Annotated in this window: 13 protein-coding genes; 5 read left to right on the top strand and 8 right to left on the bottom strand. The window is 49.0% G+C overall.

Going from position 1 to position 17234, the window contains the following annotated elements; all coding sequences use genetic code 11:
- Positions 1-10: 10 nt before the first annotated feature.
- On the bottom strand, positions 11-721 hold the full coding sequence (locus tag KQI_RS0102285; RefSeq protein ID WP_029389996.1) for a CBS domain-containing protein: 711 nt from the start codon (positions 719-721) through the stop codon (positions 11-13).
- A gap of 184 nt (positions 722-905) precedes the next feature.
- Here KQI_RS0102285 and fsa point away from each other — a divergent pair, with 184 nt between their 5' ends.
- The 3 genes from fsa (at position 906) to KQI_RS0102270 (ending at position 3435) form a co-directional block, all read left to right on the top strand.
- The gene (fsa, locus tag KQI_RS0102280) at positions 906-1553 is read left to right on the top strand and encodes a fructose-6-phosphate aldolase (RefSeq protein ID WP_007429930.1); all 648 of its coding nucleotides are present in this window, start codon (positions 906-908) and stop codon (positions 1551-1553) included.
- 225 nt (positions 1554-1778) lie between these two features.
- A complete protein-coding gene (locus tag KQI_RS0102275) occupies positions 1779-2234 on the top strand; it encodes a MarR family winged helix-turn-helix transcriptional regulator (RefSeq protein ID WP_010345075.1) in 456 nt (151 codons plus the stop codon).
- Position 2235: 1 nt separating this feature from the next.
- Positions 2236-3435 (top strand): MFS transporter, encoded by a 1200-nt coding sequence (locus KQI_RS0102270; RefSeq protein ID WP_010345074.1) that lies wholly within the window; start codon positions 2236-2238, stop codon positions 3433-3435.
- Positions 3436-3502: 67 nt separating this feature from the next.
- Here the strand turns inward: KQI_RS0102270 and KQI_RS0102265 are convergent, their stop codons facing one another.
- The gene (locus KQI_RS0102265; protein WP_010345073.1) at positions 3503-4813 is read right to left on the bottom strand and encodes an MFS transporter; all 1311 of its coding nucleotides are present in this window, start codon (positions 4811-4813) and stop codon (positions 3503-3505) included.
- 90 nt (positions 4814-4903) lie between these two features.
- A complete protein-coding gene (locus KQI_RS0102260) occupies positions 4904-6619 on the bottom strand; it encodes a methyl-accepting chemotaxis protein (protein WP_010345072.1) in 1716 nt (571 codons plus the stop codon).
- Between the two features lie 164 nt (positions 6620-6783).
- On the opposite strand from KQI_RS0102260, the gene KQI_RS0102255 reads away from it, so the two are divergent.
- Positions 6784-7749 carry a serine hydrolase domain-containing protein gene (locus KQI_RS0102255; RefSeq protein WP_010345071.1) on the top strand — a complete coding sequence of 322 codons (966 nt, stop codon included), beginning with the start codon at positions 6784-6786 and terminating at the stop codon, positions 7747-7749.
- Positions 7750-7908: 159 nt separating this feature from the next.
- Here the strand turns inward: KQI_RS0102255 and yicI are convergent, their stop codons facing one another.
- Entirely contained in the window at positions 7909-10233 is a 2325-nt protein-coding gene (gene yicI / locus KQI_RS0102250; protein WP_010345070.1) for an alpha-xylosidase, read from the bottom strand.
- A 182-nt stretch (positions 10234-10415) separates the two neighbouring features.
- Here yicI and KQI_RS0102245 point away from each other — a divergent pair, with 182 nt between their 5' ends.
- On the top strand, positions 10416-11363 hold the full coding sequence (locus KQI_RS0102245) for an AraC family transcriptional regulator (RefSeq protein WP_010345069.1): 948 nt from the start codon (positions 10416-10418) through the stop codon (positions 11361-11363).
- Positions 11364-11454: 91 nt separating this feature from the next.
- On the opposite strand, the gene KQI_RS0102240 is transcribed toward KQI_RS0102245, so the two are convergent.
- The 4 genes from KQI_RS0102240 to helD all read right to left on the bottom strand — a co-directional run bounded on the left by KQI_RS0102240 (position 11455) and on the right by helD (position 16949).
- Positions 11455-11796 (bottom strand): darcynin family protein, encoded by a 342-nt coding sequence (locus KQI_RS0102240; RefSeq protein WP_010345067.1) that lies wholly within the window; start codon positions 11794-11796, stop codon positions 11455-11457.
- A gap of 82 nt (positions 11797-11878) precedes the next feature.
- Positions 11879-12460, bottom strand: coding sequence for a Crp/Fnr family transcriptional regulator (locus KQI_RS0102235; protein WP_010345066.1), 582 nt, complete (start codon positions 12458-12460; stop codon positions 11879-11881).
- Between the two features lie 117 nt (positions 12461-12577).
- On the bottom strand, positions 12578-14419 hold the full coding sequence (locus KQI_RS0102230; protein ID WP_010345065.1) for an adenine deaminase: 1842 nt from the start codon (positions 14417-14419) through the stop codon (positions 12578-12580).
- A 166-nt stretch (positions 14420-14585) separates the two neighbouring features.
- Entirely contained in the window at positions 14586-16949 is a 2364-nt protein-coding gene (gene helD, locus KQI_RS0102225) for an RNA polymerase recycling motor HelD (RefSeq protein ID WP_010345064.1), read from the bottom strand.
- Between the last annotated feature and the right edge of the window lie 285 nt (positions 16950-17234).

Genomic DNA, 17234 nt, shown 5'->3' with positions numbered 1-17234 from the left:
CCTTAATGTTTTATGTCCTTTCCTCCGTCAAGCTCAAAATGGCGTTCATAACGTCCGTTTTTGTAACCCGTCCTACCAGTCCCTGAATTTGAGTTGGGTAGGCACATTGCTCGTCCAGAACCGGAAGGCAATTGACCTGGTGACGCACCAGCCTCGATATGGCCTCCAGCAAGGAATCCCCCGGAAGCAACGCCATCATTTGTGCCCGTCGCGTCATAGCCATAGTCACGGGAACAGTGTGAAGATCAGTATGCCCCAGCATGACCTTCAGCAAATCCTTGCGGGTAACAATGCCAATGAGCTCCTGCTCCTCCCCTGTAACCATGAGTGTGCCTGTATTTTGCTGAAATAGCATCAACACGGCATCATAGGCGGTAGCATCGCCGGATATCAGGATCGGTTCACTAAGTATATCAGCCACAGTCAGCTTTTTCAGCATGCTGCCGACATGACTATCATATTTTGGGTAACGCCCTGGCAAGTACCCTACCTTGGGCTTGGCATCCACCAGCCCGAGCATCACGAGCAAAGCAAGGTCAGAACGGAGCGTCGGTCGTGTCAGCCCCAGCTCTTCGGCAATTTTATCTCCCGTAACAGGCGCCAGGCGCTGGACAATATCAACGATTTCACGCTGTCTTTCGGACAGTTGAATCATGATTACCTCCTTATAGAATGGGGTAGAATACATTATAGATGAGCATAGATCGGCAAATTTCAGCATTTTCCGACAATTCATCAAATTTTAATCATAGGCCGCTTGTTTTCAAATTTAAAATGTGTCACAATTAAACATGTAATACATACTAATTATAAGTTTAACGTGTGCAATAAGCTACATTTAAATATGTTCATGCACATCGTGTTGCTATGTATTATGTAGGATAAAACCCTGAGGAGGAAATCAAATGAAATTTTTCTTGGATACTGGTAACATTGAAGAAATCAAACGTATTGAGCGTTTGGGTCTGGTTGATGGTGTAACAACGAACCCTTCGCTGATCGCCAAGGAAGGCCGCGTGTTCAAGGAAGTCATTCAGGAGATTTGCAGTATCGTTGAAGGTCCCGTAAGCGCTGAGGTTATTGGCCTGAAGGCTGAAGATATGCTCAAGGAAGCTTATGACATTGCGAAATGGGCACCTAACGTCGTTATCAAGCTGCCTATGACCGAAGACGGCTTGTACGCTTGTAACGAGCTGACCAAGAACGGAATCAAAACGAATGTAACACTGATTTTCTCCGCAGCTCAAGGTCTGATGGCTGCCAAAGCTGGCGCTACTTTTATCAGCCCATTCGTAGGCCGTCTGGACGATATTGCTGTTGACGGTATGAAGCTGATTCGTGATCTGAGACAAATTTTGGATTTCCATGATCTGAAATCCGAAATCATCGCAGCTTCGATCCGTAACATCAGACATGTGGAAGATGCTGCTCTGGCTGGCGCGCATATCGCCACAATTCCAGGTTCCTTGCTTCCTTCCCTGTGGAAACACCCACTGACAGACAGCGGTATTGAACGCTTCCTGAAGGACTGGGAAACAGTACCTAAGGCTTAATTCGCCATTGATGGCAAACTATATTGCGTTACATGAACAGCCCGTATATTGCGGGCTGTTTTTTGCTCATTTCCCCTCCCTCAAGGCGGCTGCAATGGCAACATTCATCACTCCCCTCCTTACACAAATTCTTTTGACAAAACAATTTGTTTTACATATAATTGTTTTAACAATTAATTAATTTCGGAATAATTTATTCAGGAAAAAAACAGAAAGGGGTAGCTTATGCATAACTTGCCTCCCGATTGTTCCATTGGCATGCTGCTGGGGATTACTCATCGCAAAATGAGTCAACAGCTCACAAATCGCCTTAAACCTTATGATATTTCCCCAGAGCAATGGATTGTTCTGTACCAAATCTATCAGGCCGAGGGCTTGAATCAGAAAGAAATTGCAGCCAAGGCCGTAAAAGATCAGCCTACTACGACGCGAATTATTGATTTGCTCGACAAGAAGGGCTGGGTGCGACGTGTGAATAGTCCCCAGGATCGCCGGGCTTATTTGCTTCATTTGACTGAGGCGGGACGCCAGGTGGTTGAGAAGACGCTTCCTTTGGAACGTGATGTGAACCTCGATTTTGTAAAGGGAATTTCTTCTGACGAGCTGCAGCAATTCCGCCAAACGCTTTTACAAATTCACGCCAACATAAGCGAATCAGAGAAACAAGGAGAGAACGACTAATATGCAACAAGGCAAGCAACCTCTTTGGACCAAGGAATTCATCGTTCTTACGATTTCCAATCTATTTTTGTTTCTGGAATTACAGATGATCGTATCTTCCATTCCTTCCTATGTGAAAAATGCATTCGACGCCACCTCCATTCAGGTCAGTCTCGTTACGACATTGTTCGCATTGAGCGCAATTGTAGCAAGGCTTTTTTCTGCCCGCATGCTGGAAAAAGGACACCGCAGTACCCTCATTTTCGTTGGACTGCTGTTTGCTCTCTTGGGAACGCTGGGATACAGTGTTTCACCAACGATTGCAGTGCTCCTGCTCATGCGTATGCTGTTTGGTATCGGCTTTGGCATGAGCAGTACCGCCTTTCCAACGATGGCCTCTGACGTGATCCCGTCCAAACGACTTGGTGAAGGAATGGGATTTTTTAGTTTGTCCACCAGTTTAGCGATGTCCATTGGACCGACCATAGGCATATCCATGCTGCAATACGGCAGTTTTAACATGCTTGTATATACAACATCAGCCGTGATTATTGTTATTTTTCCACTGGCTTACTGGCTGGTTCGTACTTTGCCCAAAGGGCATATCGAACCGCCCATGGTTCCTTTGGAAGAGGGGCGAAAACCGACATTGAATCGCAAATTATGGATTCCTGCCTCGCTGAATATGCTGATGTCGATCACGTATGGCGGATTAATCGGCTTTATGGCGCTTTACGGGGATGAAGCCAATCTCTCGCACCCGGCTTACTTTTTCCTGTTTAATGCGCTATCCGTGCTGATCGTGCGACCCTTCTCGGGCCGTATTTATGATAAAAAAGGGGCGAAAGCACTGCTCATCCCCGGTTCACTGTTTCTGATTGGCGGTCTGGTCCTGCTTTCCTACGCACACAGTGACGCCTTCATGTATTTGTCTGCTCTTTGCTACGGTATTGGTTTCGGTGTTATGCAACCGACCCTGCAAACCTGGATGATTCAAGTCGTATCTCCCAAGCAGAGGGGCATGGCAAACGGTATGTTTCTCAATTCCCTCGATTTTGGGATCGCAGCCGGAGCACTTATTCTTGGAATTATCGCCAAAGCAAGCGACTATGCGTGGATGTACCGTCTTTCCTCGCTGTTTATTGTGCTGTTCCTGCTGATCTATGTCATGCAAATCATCGCAAGACGCAAGTCTAAAACGCATGTGCCTCTTGAGGGATAAATGAAAAAGCATCCGCAACCATGCTTTATGGTTCCGGATGCTTTTTCATTTAGAAATATATGTGCTTTTATTTAGCAGGAGTTTTGCGTCTTAGCTTGGAAGAAAGCGGCTTATCTCGCGTCACTCCTGTCGACCCATCGGTCGTTTTCATATGATTAACGGATACGTCATCTGCTGTTTCATCCTGCTTCGGTTTGACTGCGAACAGCATTAACAGAGCAGCCACCCCTCCCACTCCGGCCATTACGCCAAAGAGCAGACCATGTCCACTGCGACCCTGCAGTAAGGATACAATCGGTGGACCTAACGACACCCCAACAAAGCGCATACTGCTGTACAAGGCAGTAATCGTTCCGCGCTCCTCTTTTTCAATCCCCTTTGTAATTAAGGCATCCAAACAAGGCAGTGCCAGCCCAATTCCCCCGCCCCCTAGAGTAAACAATCCGATCACCACGTAGATATTTTCAAAAAATCCGATAATACCAAAGCTAATCGTCAACATTGCCAGACCGCTCAAGCCAATCCATTTCATGCGCTTCTTATGCTTACCAATGATCTTGCCTCCCAAATAAGAGCACAGACAAAGGGAAATCAGCGGTATAGCCAGCACAAAGCCCTTCCAGACTCCATGAAGGTTGTAACGACTTTCCAGTATGTCGGATAGGTAGAATAAAACGCCAAAAATGACGAACATACAAATACCGCCCATAGCAAAAATAGCATATAGCCAGCGTCCTTTTTCGGCAAGCACCTGCTTTACTTTTCCAGCAAACTCCCGCAACGTAATCGGTTGATTCTTGCGCTTAGGCACATGGATCAGCCAAAGCACTAAAATAAGCGAAATCAGACAGAAGACCGGAATCACTGCCAGTGGTAAAAACCACAGAACTGCTCCCAATGCGGCACCGAGTATCGGACTTAACACTTTTCCGAATGTATTATAGGTCTCGACCACACCCAGGTTCTTGCTGGCCTCATTCTCATCCTCGTACAGATCACCCACAAGCGGAATGACGATTGGAAAAGCTCCTGCCGCTCCCGCTCCCTGAAGCAGGCGACCTCCTATAATGGTCCAATACGCTGCCATATCTTGAAGCAACCATGCTCCCGCTGCAGAAATCCCCCCTCCTATGACCGTCAGCACCAAGCTGGGAACGATCACCGCTTTGCGTCCATATCGGTCGGAGAGATAGCCTGCAATCGGAATCAGCAAAATAGCCACCACCGCATATACCGTAATCAGCATGCTTATGCGTAAAGAATTTACATGCAGCTTACGTCCAATTTCCGGTAATACAGGAATCAGCATCGAATTACCCAGCGTCATCATCAGCGGGATGGAACCTAATGCAAGCAGGATTCCTTTATTTTGTTGCATCCCGTTACCACCTTTGTACAAGTAATAACACAGCTGTACAGATTCTTGGAACAGGTATTATTGTGTTTATATAAGTGTAGATTTATGCAGCTATACCTTAAATCCTCCGACCCTTGCATTCAAGAGCTGCGACATATCCGCCAGCGTGTGAATGGATGATGCAATTTCCTCCATGGAAGCCTGCTGCTCCTCAGCCGCTGCGCTGACGCTCTGCGTCCCCCCTGCCGACCGCTCCGCGACCTCGCGAATACGTTCTACGGCTTCCACCATCCGTTCTGAGCTGCCCGACATCTGTTCCACAGACCGATTTACACCGTGAATCTGCTCGTTGACCTGGTGAATGGAGCTTCCAATCTGACGAAATGCTGTTTCGGCGGATTGCATGACCTGTACACCGGACTGCACTTCAACCGTCCCGGCCTCCATACTTGATGATACATTCCCGACATGATCCTGAATATTTTGCACAAAATGTGTGATTTCCGCTGCCGAGACCGTTACCTGCTCGGCCAATCTTCTTACCTCTGAGGCTACCACAGCAAAGCCTTTGCCCTGCTCTCCCGCTCTTGCTGCTTCAATGGACGCGTTAAGCGCGAGCATTCCTGTCTGTTGGGCAATTCCGGTAATGACGGAGCCGATCATTCCAATCTGCTCGGCCTGTTCACTGAGCAAACGTACAGCGTGTGCAGAGCTGTCTACACTTTCGCTGACTTTTACCATTTGACGCATGGCCTGACCTATCGATTGTTCCCCCGCCGCCGCTTCTTTAGTAACCGTATCAGACAACTCATACACCTGCTGGCTTGTCACGGCAATATGCTCCAGTTCCTGGGCAAGCTCCTTCACGGTATCTGTGGTTCGTGCAATATCATCGACCTGATGCTCCATCCCAGAAGCAAGCTCTTCCATGATCCTGGAAGTATGACGATTGGCCTGGTTCATTTCTCCGGTATTTACGCTAACCCGCTCAGCGGTGACGGTTAATGTACGCGCCGTATCCTGGGCATCCACTATGATATTGCGAAATCCCTCAATCAGCTGATTGTAAGAGCCGGCAATCATGCCAATCTCGTCTTTCGACATAATATCAAGTCGGCCGCGCAAATCTCCTCCGCCTTTTGACATTTCCAACAACTGCTCATTCATATGGTGTAACGGACGAATAGAACGAATCAAAATGATAGATTGAGCAATACTGTAAACAATAATAAGAAGTCCTACAATGCTCGTAATCAAGGTTGTGTTCGTCATCGTTTGGTGTGCCTGTTGCACTTTCACGGTCACCATGTCATCTTGAGCCTTGACGAAGGCTAACATCTTAACATCAAGCTGCTTGCGCAGAACCCGTTCATTTTCAAAATCACCCAGCAAGTCGGAAAACGGCGGGAACGTGTCTCTTGTACTCCGATACCCCGCTGCAGTCAATAAGTTATGAACCTGGTTCGTATAGCCATTGATCCCTGTTTTGAGATCAGCCATCTTTTTCTTCATATCCTCACTGCCTGTATCCAGCAAAGCTTCCGTCTGCTGCAGCAGTTTTACAATTTCATTCTGTTTGTTGTCGATCTCTCGCCCGTACTGCTCGTCCCGAGTCAACAAATATCCCCGTTCATCATTGGATATCCCGTTTAACAAAAATTGAAGCGACTTTGAGTTATATGAAATCGTCTCCTCACGGTTCAAAATATCCTTGTACTCGTTCTCGCTATGTACGCTTAAAATGTAATTTGTCAGCAGCATGGCCGCAATCACACCTGGAATAAGCAGCGCGCTAAGAATCATCTTGGCCTTGATTGTTAAATTCATAAATCGGTCCCCCAGTTATGTCTGAATAAAATGTCAACTTATTATATATCGTTTAATTCCGTGTTTTTTTGAAGTTTTCAGGCTTTTATTTGTCGGATTTAAATGATTAAAATGATATACTATGTATTTGTATGCCCATAAGCCTCAATTCAAGGAGGACCTGCATGAAAAGTTTGGAGCTTACTTCGCTTATTCATGAGCTTCACGAGTTGGAAACCCGTAGTTGCCTGATTGAGCAACAGGGGAAGATGATATTGGAATACTATCGTGAGCCTGAAATCGCAAACGAACTCTATAAAATAAATTCCTGTACTAAAAGCGTGTTGTCGGCATTAGTCTGTATAGCCATCGACCAACAGCTTGTACCGCAATCGGATACGCCGATTCTCGAATTTTTCCCGAGACTGGCTGAAGACAGCGACCCTCAAAAACGTGATATTACGATTGAGCATCTGCTAACGATGTCGGCAGGCTTTAACTGGACGGAATTTGGCGGACAAAATTCTTTTCCGACCATGAGCAAAACGTCTGATTGGGTACAATTTGTACTTTCGCAGCCATTATCAGATGTGCCGGGTACACGAATGGAGTACAGCTCTGGCTGTTCCCAGCTTTTGGCCACCATACTGCGTCATGCTTCCGGACAAACGGTGGCTGAATTCGCCGAGCAGCAATTATTCCAACCACTCGGTATCGAAAGCTATTATTGGGAAACCGACCCTCAAGGCACTCATACCGGAGGCTTCGGGCTACGTCTCAAGCCGATGGACATGCTCAAATTCGGACGGCTTTATCTGAACGAAGGAAGCTGGGACGGACGCCAACTCATTCAAACGGAGACGGTCCGTTACTCCACTCGTCCGTTCCTTCCGGCCGCCAAACCACAAAAGGCATTTTACGGCTGGCACTGGTGGACCTCTTCCTTTTTGGACGATACAGGGTTAGACAAAACCGCAAAAAACACTGAAACAGCGTATTATTACGCACTCGGCTTTGGTGGACAATATATTGTTGTCGTCCCGTCATATGACATGGTAGTTGTCGTTACCGCTGATAAATTCAAAAAGAAACGAACCCCTGTGGATATTTTCCGGCAGTATATTGTACCTCTGCTGCTCCAGCAAGCATAGACGGCAAATCACAATCAAAGTTGAATATCCCCCTAATAGGACAACCCAAGTGCAAAAAAGGGTCTGCCAGTTTAATCAGGCAAACCCTTTTCTGCGATCCACTCGCCATACTATACAAATTATACTATGCAATTTCTACCCGCGCACGAGCGCCTTTACCTAGCCCAAGTGAATCACAAGCTCCTGCTGTCCGCTGGAGGCGGGTGTAATGATTACACCCTGTTCCCCTGACTGGCTGGTGCCTCCTTGCACTTGAACAGCCTCGTGGACACCGCGCAGAACTAGCGACCAAGGCTTAACAGCCCCCTCTGCCTTCACTGTAATGGTCGAATCCTTGCGGCTGGCAGTGACCGTCAGCTCTTCTTGACCTGACGTATTCACGATAACGGTCCGAGCCTGCTGGCCTTCACCGAGTTCAAACAAATGGAGTGCCACTTGGTCCGTATAATCATAATCCGGGCGGCTGTCCTCATGACCGATCGCAAGCAGCGTATTCGGCTTCACAAGTACAGGCAGGGTTGTAAAATCGTGATGCTCGTTGACCCAGCGTCCACCCGTTACGCTTTTATTCGTCAATAAGTTGGTCCACTGACCCTCTGGTACGTAATACTGTACGTCTCCTTCTTTATTAAAAATTGGAGCCACCAGGATAGAATCTCCCAGCATGTACTGCAGATCCAGCGTTGCACAGGTCGGGTCCTGCGGGAATTCCAGCACCATGGCGCGCATCATCGGCAACCCCCTCACCGAAGATTCCACAGCCGACGAGTACAGGTATGGCATCAGTGAGCATTTAAGCTTCGTAAAGCTGCGCACCACGTCGACCGATTCTTCATCGAACAGCCAAGGCACGCGATACGATTCATTTCCGTGCAGACGGCTGTGGGACGATAAAAGTCCAAACTGTACCCACCGTTTGTACACGTCCGGCGCAGCCGTTGATTCAAACCCACTAATATCATGGCTCCAGAAGCCGAAGCCGCTCAAGCCGAGCGATAAGCCGCCCCGCAGTGATTCCGCCATCGACTCATACGTCGACGAGCAGTCGCCACCCCAGTGGACCGGAAACTGCTGTCCCCCGGCTGTTGCAGAACGCGCAAATAACGCCGCTTCATTTTTACCCAGCTTCTCCTCCAGTACATCAAATACAGCCTTGTTGTACAAATAGGTGTAATAGTTATGCATTTTCACCGGATCCGAGCCGTCATAATAGACGACATCCGTAGGAATACGCTCGCCAAAGTCGGTTTTGAAGCAATCCACGCCCTGATCCACCAGCACCTTCAGCTTATCCTGATACCAGGCCACGGCCGCCGGATTCGTGAAGTCAACCAGCCCCATTCCCGCCTGCCACATATCCCATTGCCAGACGCTGCCATCGGCAGTTTTGACTAGATAGCCCTTCTCCATGCCTTCATCGAACAAAATGGATTTTTCCGCAATATACGGGTTGATCCATGCACATATTTTGAGGCCTTTTGCTTTTAATCTTTTCAGCATGCCTTCCGGGTCCGAGAACATATCGCGATCCCACTGGAAATCGCACCATTGGTATTCCTTCATCCAGAAGCAGTCAAAATGGAAAACCGAAAGTGGCAAATCGCGCTCAGCCATTCCGTCCACAAAATGGTTCACCGTCGCCTCATCATAATCGGTCGTAAACGAGGTGGTCAACCACAAACCAAAGGTCCAGGCTGGCGGCAACGCGGGTTTGCCTGTCAGCTTGGTGTAATTGTCCAGCACCTCTTTAGGATTGGCTCCGCCGATAATAAAATACTCCAATGATTCGCCGGAGACGCTAAACTGTACCTTTGAGACATTTTCCGATGCAATCTCATACGATACCTTTTCCGGATGGTTTACAAACACGCCATATCCTTTGTTGGACAAATAAAATGGAATATTTTTGTACGTTTGCTCACTGCTGGTGCCGCCGTCTTCATTCCAGATATCGACCACTTGCCCATTTTTCACGAACGGAGTAAAGCGCTCCCCAAGGCCATAGATATACTCCCCGATTCCCAGTTCCAGCTGTTCCCGGAAAAAAGGCTCATCTTGCGGGTCTGTTATATAGCCAGGTCCTCGATGTCCACTGCCTGTGATTTTGCGATCCCCCACATAAAAGCCTACGTCCCAGCCCTTTCCACGTTCCACCCGCACGCTCAAGTCGCCGCTTTTCAGCACTGCTGCGTTCTCATCGACCGCAATGTCCACTTCTGTAGGCAAGGTATGAATCTCAAAATCCGGTCCATTTTGCACCCGCCCTTTATGATGGTACAGACGCACCCGAATGACATTCGGCATAGGCGAGCTGTAGGTCGCTTTGAGCAGCGCTCCATTAAGTGTATCTCCTTTACGCTCAATCCGGTGGGTCGCCGCATATACCGTCATGGAAGCATCGTCCGTCACAATATCACGGATTTCAGCAGGATTTTGTATTTCATAGCCCTTGCGAACCAACCAATAGCCATCTGTAAATTTCATCTGTTTGTTCCTCCGTCCTCAACTTTAAAATTGTTGACTCCCAATCGCTTGTTGGATTTTTTCGAAATCCTTACTATAATAATATTGATTTATGTAAGGGTTTACTTCTTTTATTTTGACGTTTTGTATCAATATTTTGATATTTTCATTATAAATCCATGAACAGCATAGGAGGGATTGAATTGAAGAGGGAAATGCTGCGGGAAAACCGTATTCACGGCAATCCGATGTATCCGGTCAGTGTATATCCGAGCGTAGAACAGTTAAACGGAAACAGTGTGCTGGAGTCCCATTGGCATGAGGAGATGGAGTTTATTCTCGTGGAGCAGGGCAGCGCCGTATTTCAAACAGATATGGTATTTACGGAGGTTCATGAAGGTGAAGCCCTTTTTGTCAATAGCGGTGAGCTTCACGCCGGATATTTGAAAAACAGCCCGCGCTGCGTATTCTCTGCTGTGGTGTTTCACCCTGACTTGCTGCACAGCCGTACACAGGACACAGTGCAGACACAGTTCATTGACCCATTGATCAGCAAAAAGCTCGTCCCTCCCCCCCACATTCGCGGGATAAAGCCCTGGGAACAGGAGGTGCTGACTGCGTTGCAGCGCATTATCACCAGCCATGAGCAAAATATACCTGCCCGTGAGCTGACAACCAAAGCACAGCTCTACAGCATAATCGCCAGCCTGTATCCACATATGAGACCCGCTAACGGAGAGGACGTCATCATGGCAGGTCAACGCAATAAGGTGGAATGGATCAAAAAAGCACTGGCGTACATCAACACTCATGCCCATGAAGCCATTCGTTTGCGCGAGATCGCTGATGAAGTCGGGATGAGCGAGGGGCATTTTTGCCGTTTTTTCAAGCAGATGGTGCAGAAAAGTCCGGTTGAATACATCAATTATCATCGGGTTCAAAAGGCTTGCAGACTGCTGGAGCAAAGCGACCGCAAGGTGGTCGATATTGCACTGGATGTGGGCTTTGATAATTTGAGCTATTTTATCGCGACCTTTAAAAAATGGAACGGTCTGACCCCTTCACAATACCGTAAGCAGCACGAAACGGATCAGGCATTTACAGTAGCCCCCTATGTAACGGACATGAATGAAGCCAGCGTAAAAAGGTAAAAGGTGAATTTAAAAGTTACCTATCGTGCCACTCCGCAGGCAGATGGTGCTTCGCTTGTACAGCACCATTCTGCCTACTTCGTTTTTGTGTTCATTTATCTATCTGCAATACTTCTGACTCATAGGACTGGAAAGCATTTTCCATGCCCATAACCACATCTTTAATCTTTATATACCCCTTAGTATACGGCTGAGAGTCACGAATTTCTTCCCACATATAGTGATATTGCTTCATGTCTTCCGTTTCGCATACGACAAAATCGGTATAGTCCTTTCCTGGCAGTGCTTCTGCATCAAAAAAACGAACCTGTACATGCTCGCTATATTTCTGAATGGTAGCTTGCAGAGCCCCCGCATACCTCCGACGTTCTTCCCGAGGCAAAGCCAACCAGGAAGGGTAAAATTCCAATAATACAATCATCATATACCGCATATGTCTGTCTCCTTTTTGGTGTAGCTTGAACTGAATTTATCATTATTGTACGCTGCTGTATGCAAATCCGCATTAACATAGGTTAATGCGGATCGCTACGGAGCAAACGGCTAAGTGATACAGGGGATATACCTATGTACGAAGCGATATGATACTGTGCAATTCGCTTGTCCAATCCGGGGTATTTGAGAAGAAAAGCATGATAACGCTCCTTAGCAGAAAGATACAATAATTCGCGTTCCCGTTCCTCTTTTCGAATATAAAGCCTCTCTACACTTTTACGCACGAATCTTTCCCACATATGGCTTGTATCCATGAGCCCCTTTAACATGTTATACGGAATCTCAATCACAACCGAATCTTCCATAGCTTCGATCGTAAAGGTCGAGGCTTCCTCCTTGACCATAGCCCCGTAAGAGGTCACGTAATCGTCCTCTGGTGAAAAACCAACATTATACTCTCTGCCATCGGTCAAGGTATAGAACAAACGGAATAGCCCTTCTGAGCAAAAATAAGCATGCTTCACAGGCTCACCCGTTTCAATGAGATACGTTCCCTGCTGCACATGCTTCTCACGCGTTCGCTCTACAAACCGGTCCCAGTCTTCCCCGGTAATCGAGGCTTGATAAGCCATTTTTTCTAATGAGCGATAATACTTATGCATTGCTCACCGCTCCCCGCACATGAATTAAGGAATCAAAGATAACCTTTTATACAGAAAACAGGGGCTATCCCCAGGGTCTTGACAGACCTTTGGGACAGCCCCCGGCTACGTGTTCTATCAGGCTTCCGCTGCATCCTCTTCCACGAAAAGAGACACCTTGCGAATCCCATCCGCTCCAATTACGACAAGTCCCTGATCCGACAAGCGGATTTCAGGGATAACGACCAGCGCGAGCAACGACAGTGTCATCAGCGCGTTGTTCAGCATGCAGCCGGATTGCTGAAGTGCCCGGCTGATGCTCTCGGACTGCGCAGCCACCTCTGCAAACGGGGCCGGGGACATCAGCCCCGCGATAGGCAGCGGGAAGCGCGTCTCGCTCGAGGCGGACACGACCACCACGCCGCCACGCATGGCGACGGCCTGCTTGGCCGCCTGGGTCATAAGCTCGTCATCGTTACCAATGACGAGCAGATTGTGACTGTCATGCGCCACGGTCATGGCAATTGCGGCCGGCTCGGTGAAACCGACGCCTGTCACGAGCGCCACCGCGTGGCTGCCACTGGCGTGATGCCGCTCGAAAACGGCTATTTTGCACAAATCCTGCGCGGGATCTGCCGTGACTTCCCCTCCATGGACGGGAACCGTCATCCGTACTTCCTTCGTGTCCACGTGATTTTCCGTGACACGAATCACCCGTACAGGTACATTCCCCTCCTGTACTGGAGCCGCAATGCGGAAATCCGCAGTATTCAGCTCGTGCCCCAGATTGACCGTGTCCATCACTTCTGCAGGATACACGAAGCTCTCCCAGTCAGCGACCATTTGGCCGTACTCGGCTACCAGTTGGCCTGCTGCAATGGTGGCCGTCACGTTCACCTCGGCCAGTCGGCCATCCAGCAAAATAATATCGGCAATCGCACCCGGAATGATCGAGCCGATGTCCCGGGCTACGCCGAAGCGTTCTGCCGTATTCAGCGTCGCCATTTGAAATGCGGTCACGGGCTTGACACCCTGCGCAATGGCATGACGCACGACAAAATCCATCTGCCCCTCATGGAGCAGGGATTCCGCGCTGCGATCATCCGTCACCAGCATCATGCGGCGCGTATCGAGGCCCATTTCCGTGCTGGCGCGAATCGTCTCGGCCACATCATGCCATGCGGAGCCCTGCCGCATTTTGGCATACATGCCGAGCCGGATACGCTCGGCCACATCCTCGGGCGTAACACATTCGTGATCGCCCGTAATTCCCGCGGCTGCATAGACCGGCAGCCGCCAATCATCGGAGGCCCATGTAAAATGGCCGTCCGCTACCTTGCCCGCGCGCAGCGTGGCCTGAATTTCCCCGATCATTACATCGTCTCCATAGACGACGCCAGGGAAATTCATGACTTCGCCGAGCCCGATCATATCCGGGCCCCAGCTTAACGCCTCTGCGACTTCCGCCGGGCCGAAGGAGGCACCTGTCGTTTCCAGCTCCGGCCCGGTGGACGGCACGCAGGAAGCCACTTGCATGTAAGCAGCCAGCGGCGTGGTGCGTGCTTCGTCCAGCATCAGACGAAGCCCTTTTAGACCCAGTACATTGGAAATTTCATGCGGGTCAAAAAAGCCGCCCGTCACACCCAGCGGCAGTACAGCCTTCGCGAATTCGGTTACGGTGAGCTGCGTGCTTTCGATGTGACAATGTCCGTCCAGCAATCCCGGTGCCATATAGCGGCCTTCCGCTTCAATGATTACAGTGTCCTCGCCGATCGTATGACTGACGTCCCGACCGACGTATGCGATACGAGAACCTTGCACAGCAATAGACATGCCCGGCAGCAACTCGCCCGATACCACATTCACCAGCGTTCCTTCGCGGATAACCAGCGATGCCTTGCGTTCACCTCTCGCTGTAGCCACCAGCTCGGGTACACAGTTCGCCAGCGGCGGGCGTTGAAATCTACTCTTCATGTCCATTACGTTTGTAACCTCCGTTTTTACTTCTTGCCTGTTTTGCTTATTTGCTTATGTTACTGGAATACACACAATTATGCCAGTCGGTCCTCGATGAATCCGAACATCGTGCAGCATTTTGTGGCATTCACCCCGCTGTATGACCAACAATGTCCCTTATAGAATGGGCTCACTTATCTTCTTCTAATTCATAGATATACGTATTCGATGCCTGCGAGCTTATAAAGGGTGTAATCTCGCCCAGTGTATAGACATGCAGCAAATGCATCGCTCTTGTACAGGCGGTGTAAAACAGCTTGCGTTCACTTTCACGTCGATATTGCTCAGCTGATCCGTCATAGATCAGAACCGCATCAAACTCCACGCCTTTTGCCAGGTAGGCTGGAATGATATGAATCCCCTTTTCAAAGGCAGGGGTTGTTTTCTTGATCAATTTTGGCTTCATTGGCAATCGTGCTTCCAGCGCTTCGTGGGCTGCTGCGCTTTCATCGGCATTTTTACAGATGACTGCGATGGATTCATAGCCTTCCACCAACAATTCCGTGATATTCCCGACAATCCGTTGATGCAGTTGTTCACGCGAACGCACCTCGGTTACACGCGGCTTCTCCCCCTTGCGGTTGAACGGTATGATATGCTCGCCCCCAGCTACCATCCCGCGGGTAAACTCCACAATTTCCTGTGTAGAGCGATAGCTGCGTGTCAGGGAAATCATCTCGGTTTGTTCTGCTCCATACAGATCATACAATGGCTCCGCATCCTGAAGCACCGAGGCATGGGCATAGATCGCCTGATTAAAATCGCCCAATGCCGTCATTTTTGCCTGCGGAAACAGGCGTTTGAAAAAGGCCAGCTGGAAGGGTGAATAGTCCTGTGCCTCATCAATAAACACGTGACGGATGTTGCTATTGGACCGGAAGCCAAGCATCAGCTCGCGCAGATATAAAAAGGGCGTTACATCCTCATACGCCAGTTCCCCGGCCTGCATACGCTCCAGCGTTTGCCGACTAATTTCACTCCAGCTGCCAGGCAGCTCCGCATGATCCGCCAGTTGGTCAAGCAGCTTCTCATTCAGGAACAGCTCGCCGTATAAACGGGTGGTGTCCACAAAGCGAAGCGCCTTGATCCATTTGCGCAATGGCTTCAAGCGGCCACTCACCACCATGCGCGCCAATATTTCCCGCTCACGTGTAAAATCATCGAACGTATCGCCCTTGTTCTTCGATTTACGGCGCATACGATTATATGCACGCTGATAATCCTCCGGCTCCATCAAATCCATCTGCTGATCCACCCATGGTGCGGAGCATTCCTCCTTACCGAAGCGGGCCAGCTCCTTGAGCATCCATTCTCTTAGCAGCTCCAGTCGGTTTGCCAGCCGTACAGCAGGATCAAACTCATAAAACTTGCGGGCCATCTGCTCTACCGAAATCACCTCGCGCCCCTGGAAGCGGACGGGTTTAAAATGCATTCCTTCCTGTTCCAAATATGCCTTGTAGCCCGTGATCACACGTAAAAACGTCTTTGACGACTTAAAGCGAATACCTTCCATTCTCGCTTCATACTCAGGCTGTGACGATGCTGAAAGCACATATTCCAGCTGCTCAAAAGGATCTTCCAGCTGAAATTCCCGGCCCAGGCGCCGCTCCAAGTATTCCTGAAAAGTAGCCTGTAGCATATTTTCCTCACCCAGTTCAGGCAATACCGTTGAAACATAGCTGTTAAACATTGGGTTCGGCGAAAATAGCACGACCTGATCCGCACGTAAACGATCACGATACTTATATAGCAAATACGCAACTCTCTGAAGCGCAGCGGATGTTTTACCGCTTCCTGCTGCCCCCTGCACAATGAGCATCCGGCTTCGATCATTACGGATGATGCGATTCTGCTCCTTTTGGATAGTGGCAACAATACTCTTCATTTGGGCATCCGAGCTGCGGCTCAATACCGCCTGAAGAAGCTCGTCCCCAATCGTTACCCCTGTATCGAACATAAAACGAATCTGTCCATCACGGATAGAGAATTGGCGCTTGAGCGTCAGTTCTCCTTCCATCTCACCTGCCGGATTCTTATAAGAAGCGGGACCCGGCATATGATCGTAATAGAGATTGGAAATAGGCGCACGCCAGTCATAGATCAGAAATTCCTCGTCCTGGTCATCCAGCAGGGAGGCGATCCCGAGATAAATACGTTCCGCCGCCTGACCTTGCTCAGCAAAATCAATACGTGCAAAATAGGGTGATTCGAGCAGCTTTTTTAACCGGCCTAACGCCTCAGTGGAATGCTTGTGTCTGCGCTCGCGTTCGGACAAAATCTCAGACTGCTGACGCAAGCTGGTGGACGTCTCGCCCACATCATCCGCCTCACTAAAATTGATCGTTACCTCATCCCAAAAATCCTTCCGCATATCTACGACATCTCCGCGCACAGAGCCAACCTCGGACTCCAGCTTCCGAATACGTCCGCTGATGACTGCGGTCACATCATCTACTCTTCGTTGCTCCTCATTCCATTGCTGCTCAGTAGCCATTAGCGTCACTCCTGTTCCGTTTCCTCCTGCTCCACGCAGGGCTCCCTTGCGTCAAACTATGCACTATTATGGACCCGGGCATACCTGCGGCATCCCCCTGATCCGAGAAAATTGACTAACTCTTTGAAGTATGCTATACTGTAATAAGATGTGCAGATTACAATTTACAATTATGTTTTATCCTAAAACATAGCATTCTCTATTGTAGCAAGTTCAGTCCCTGTTCGCAACCAGCGGGCTTTTTTTGTATTCTTTTTATAGACTTCTACAAGTTCGTGTAACCTC

Source organism: Paenibacillus peoriae KCTC 3763, assembly GCF_000236805.1.
Lineage (GTDB): Bacteria > Bacillota > Bacilli > Paenibacillales > Paenibacillaceae > Paenibacillus > Paenibacillus peoriae.
This window is presented reverse-complemented; position numbering and strand designations above follow the sequence as displayed.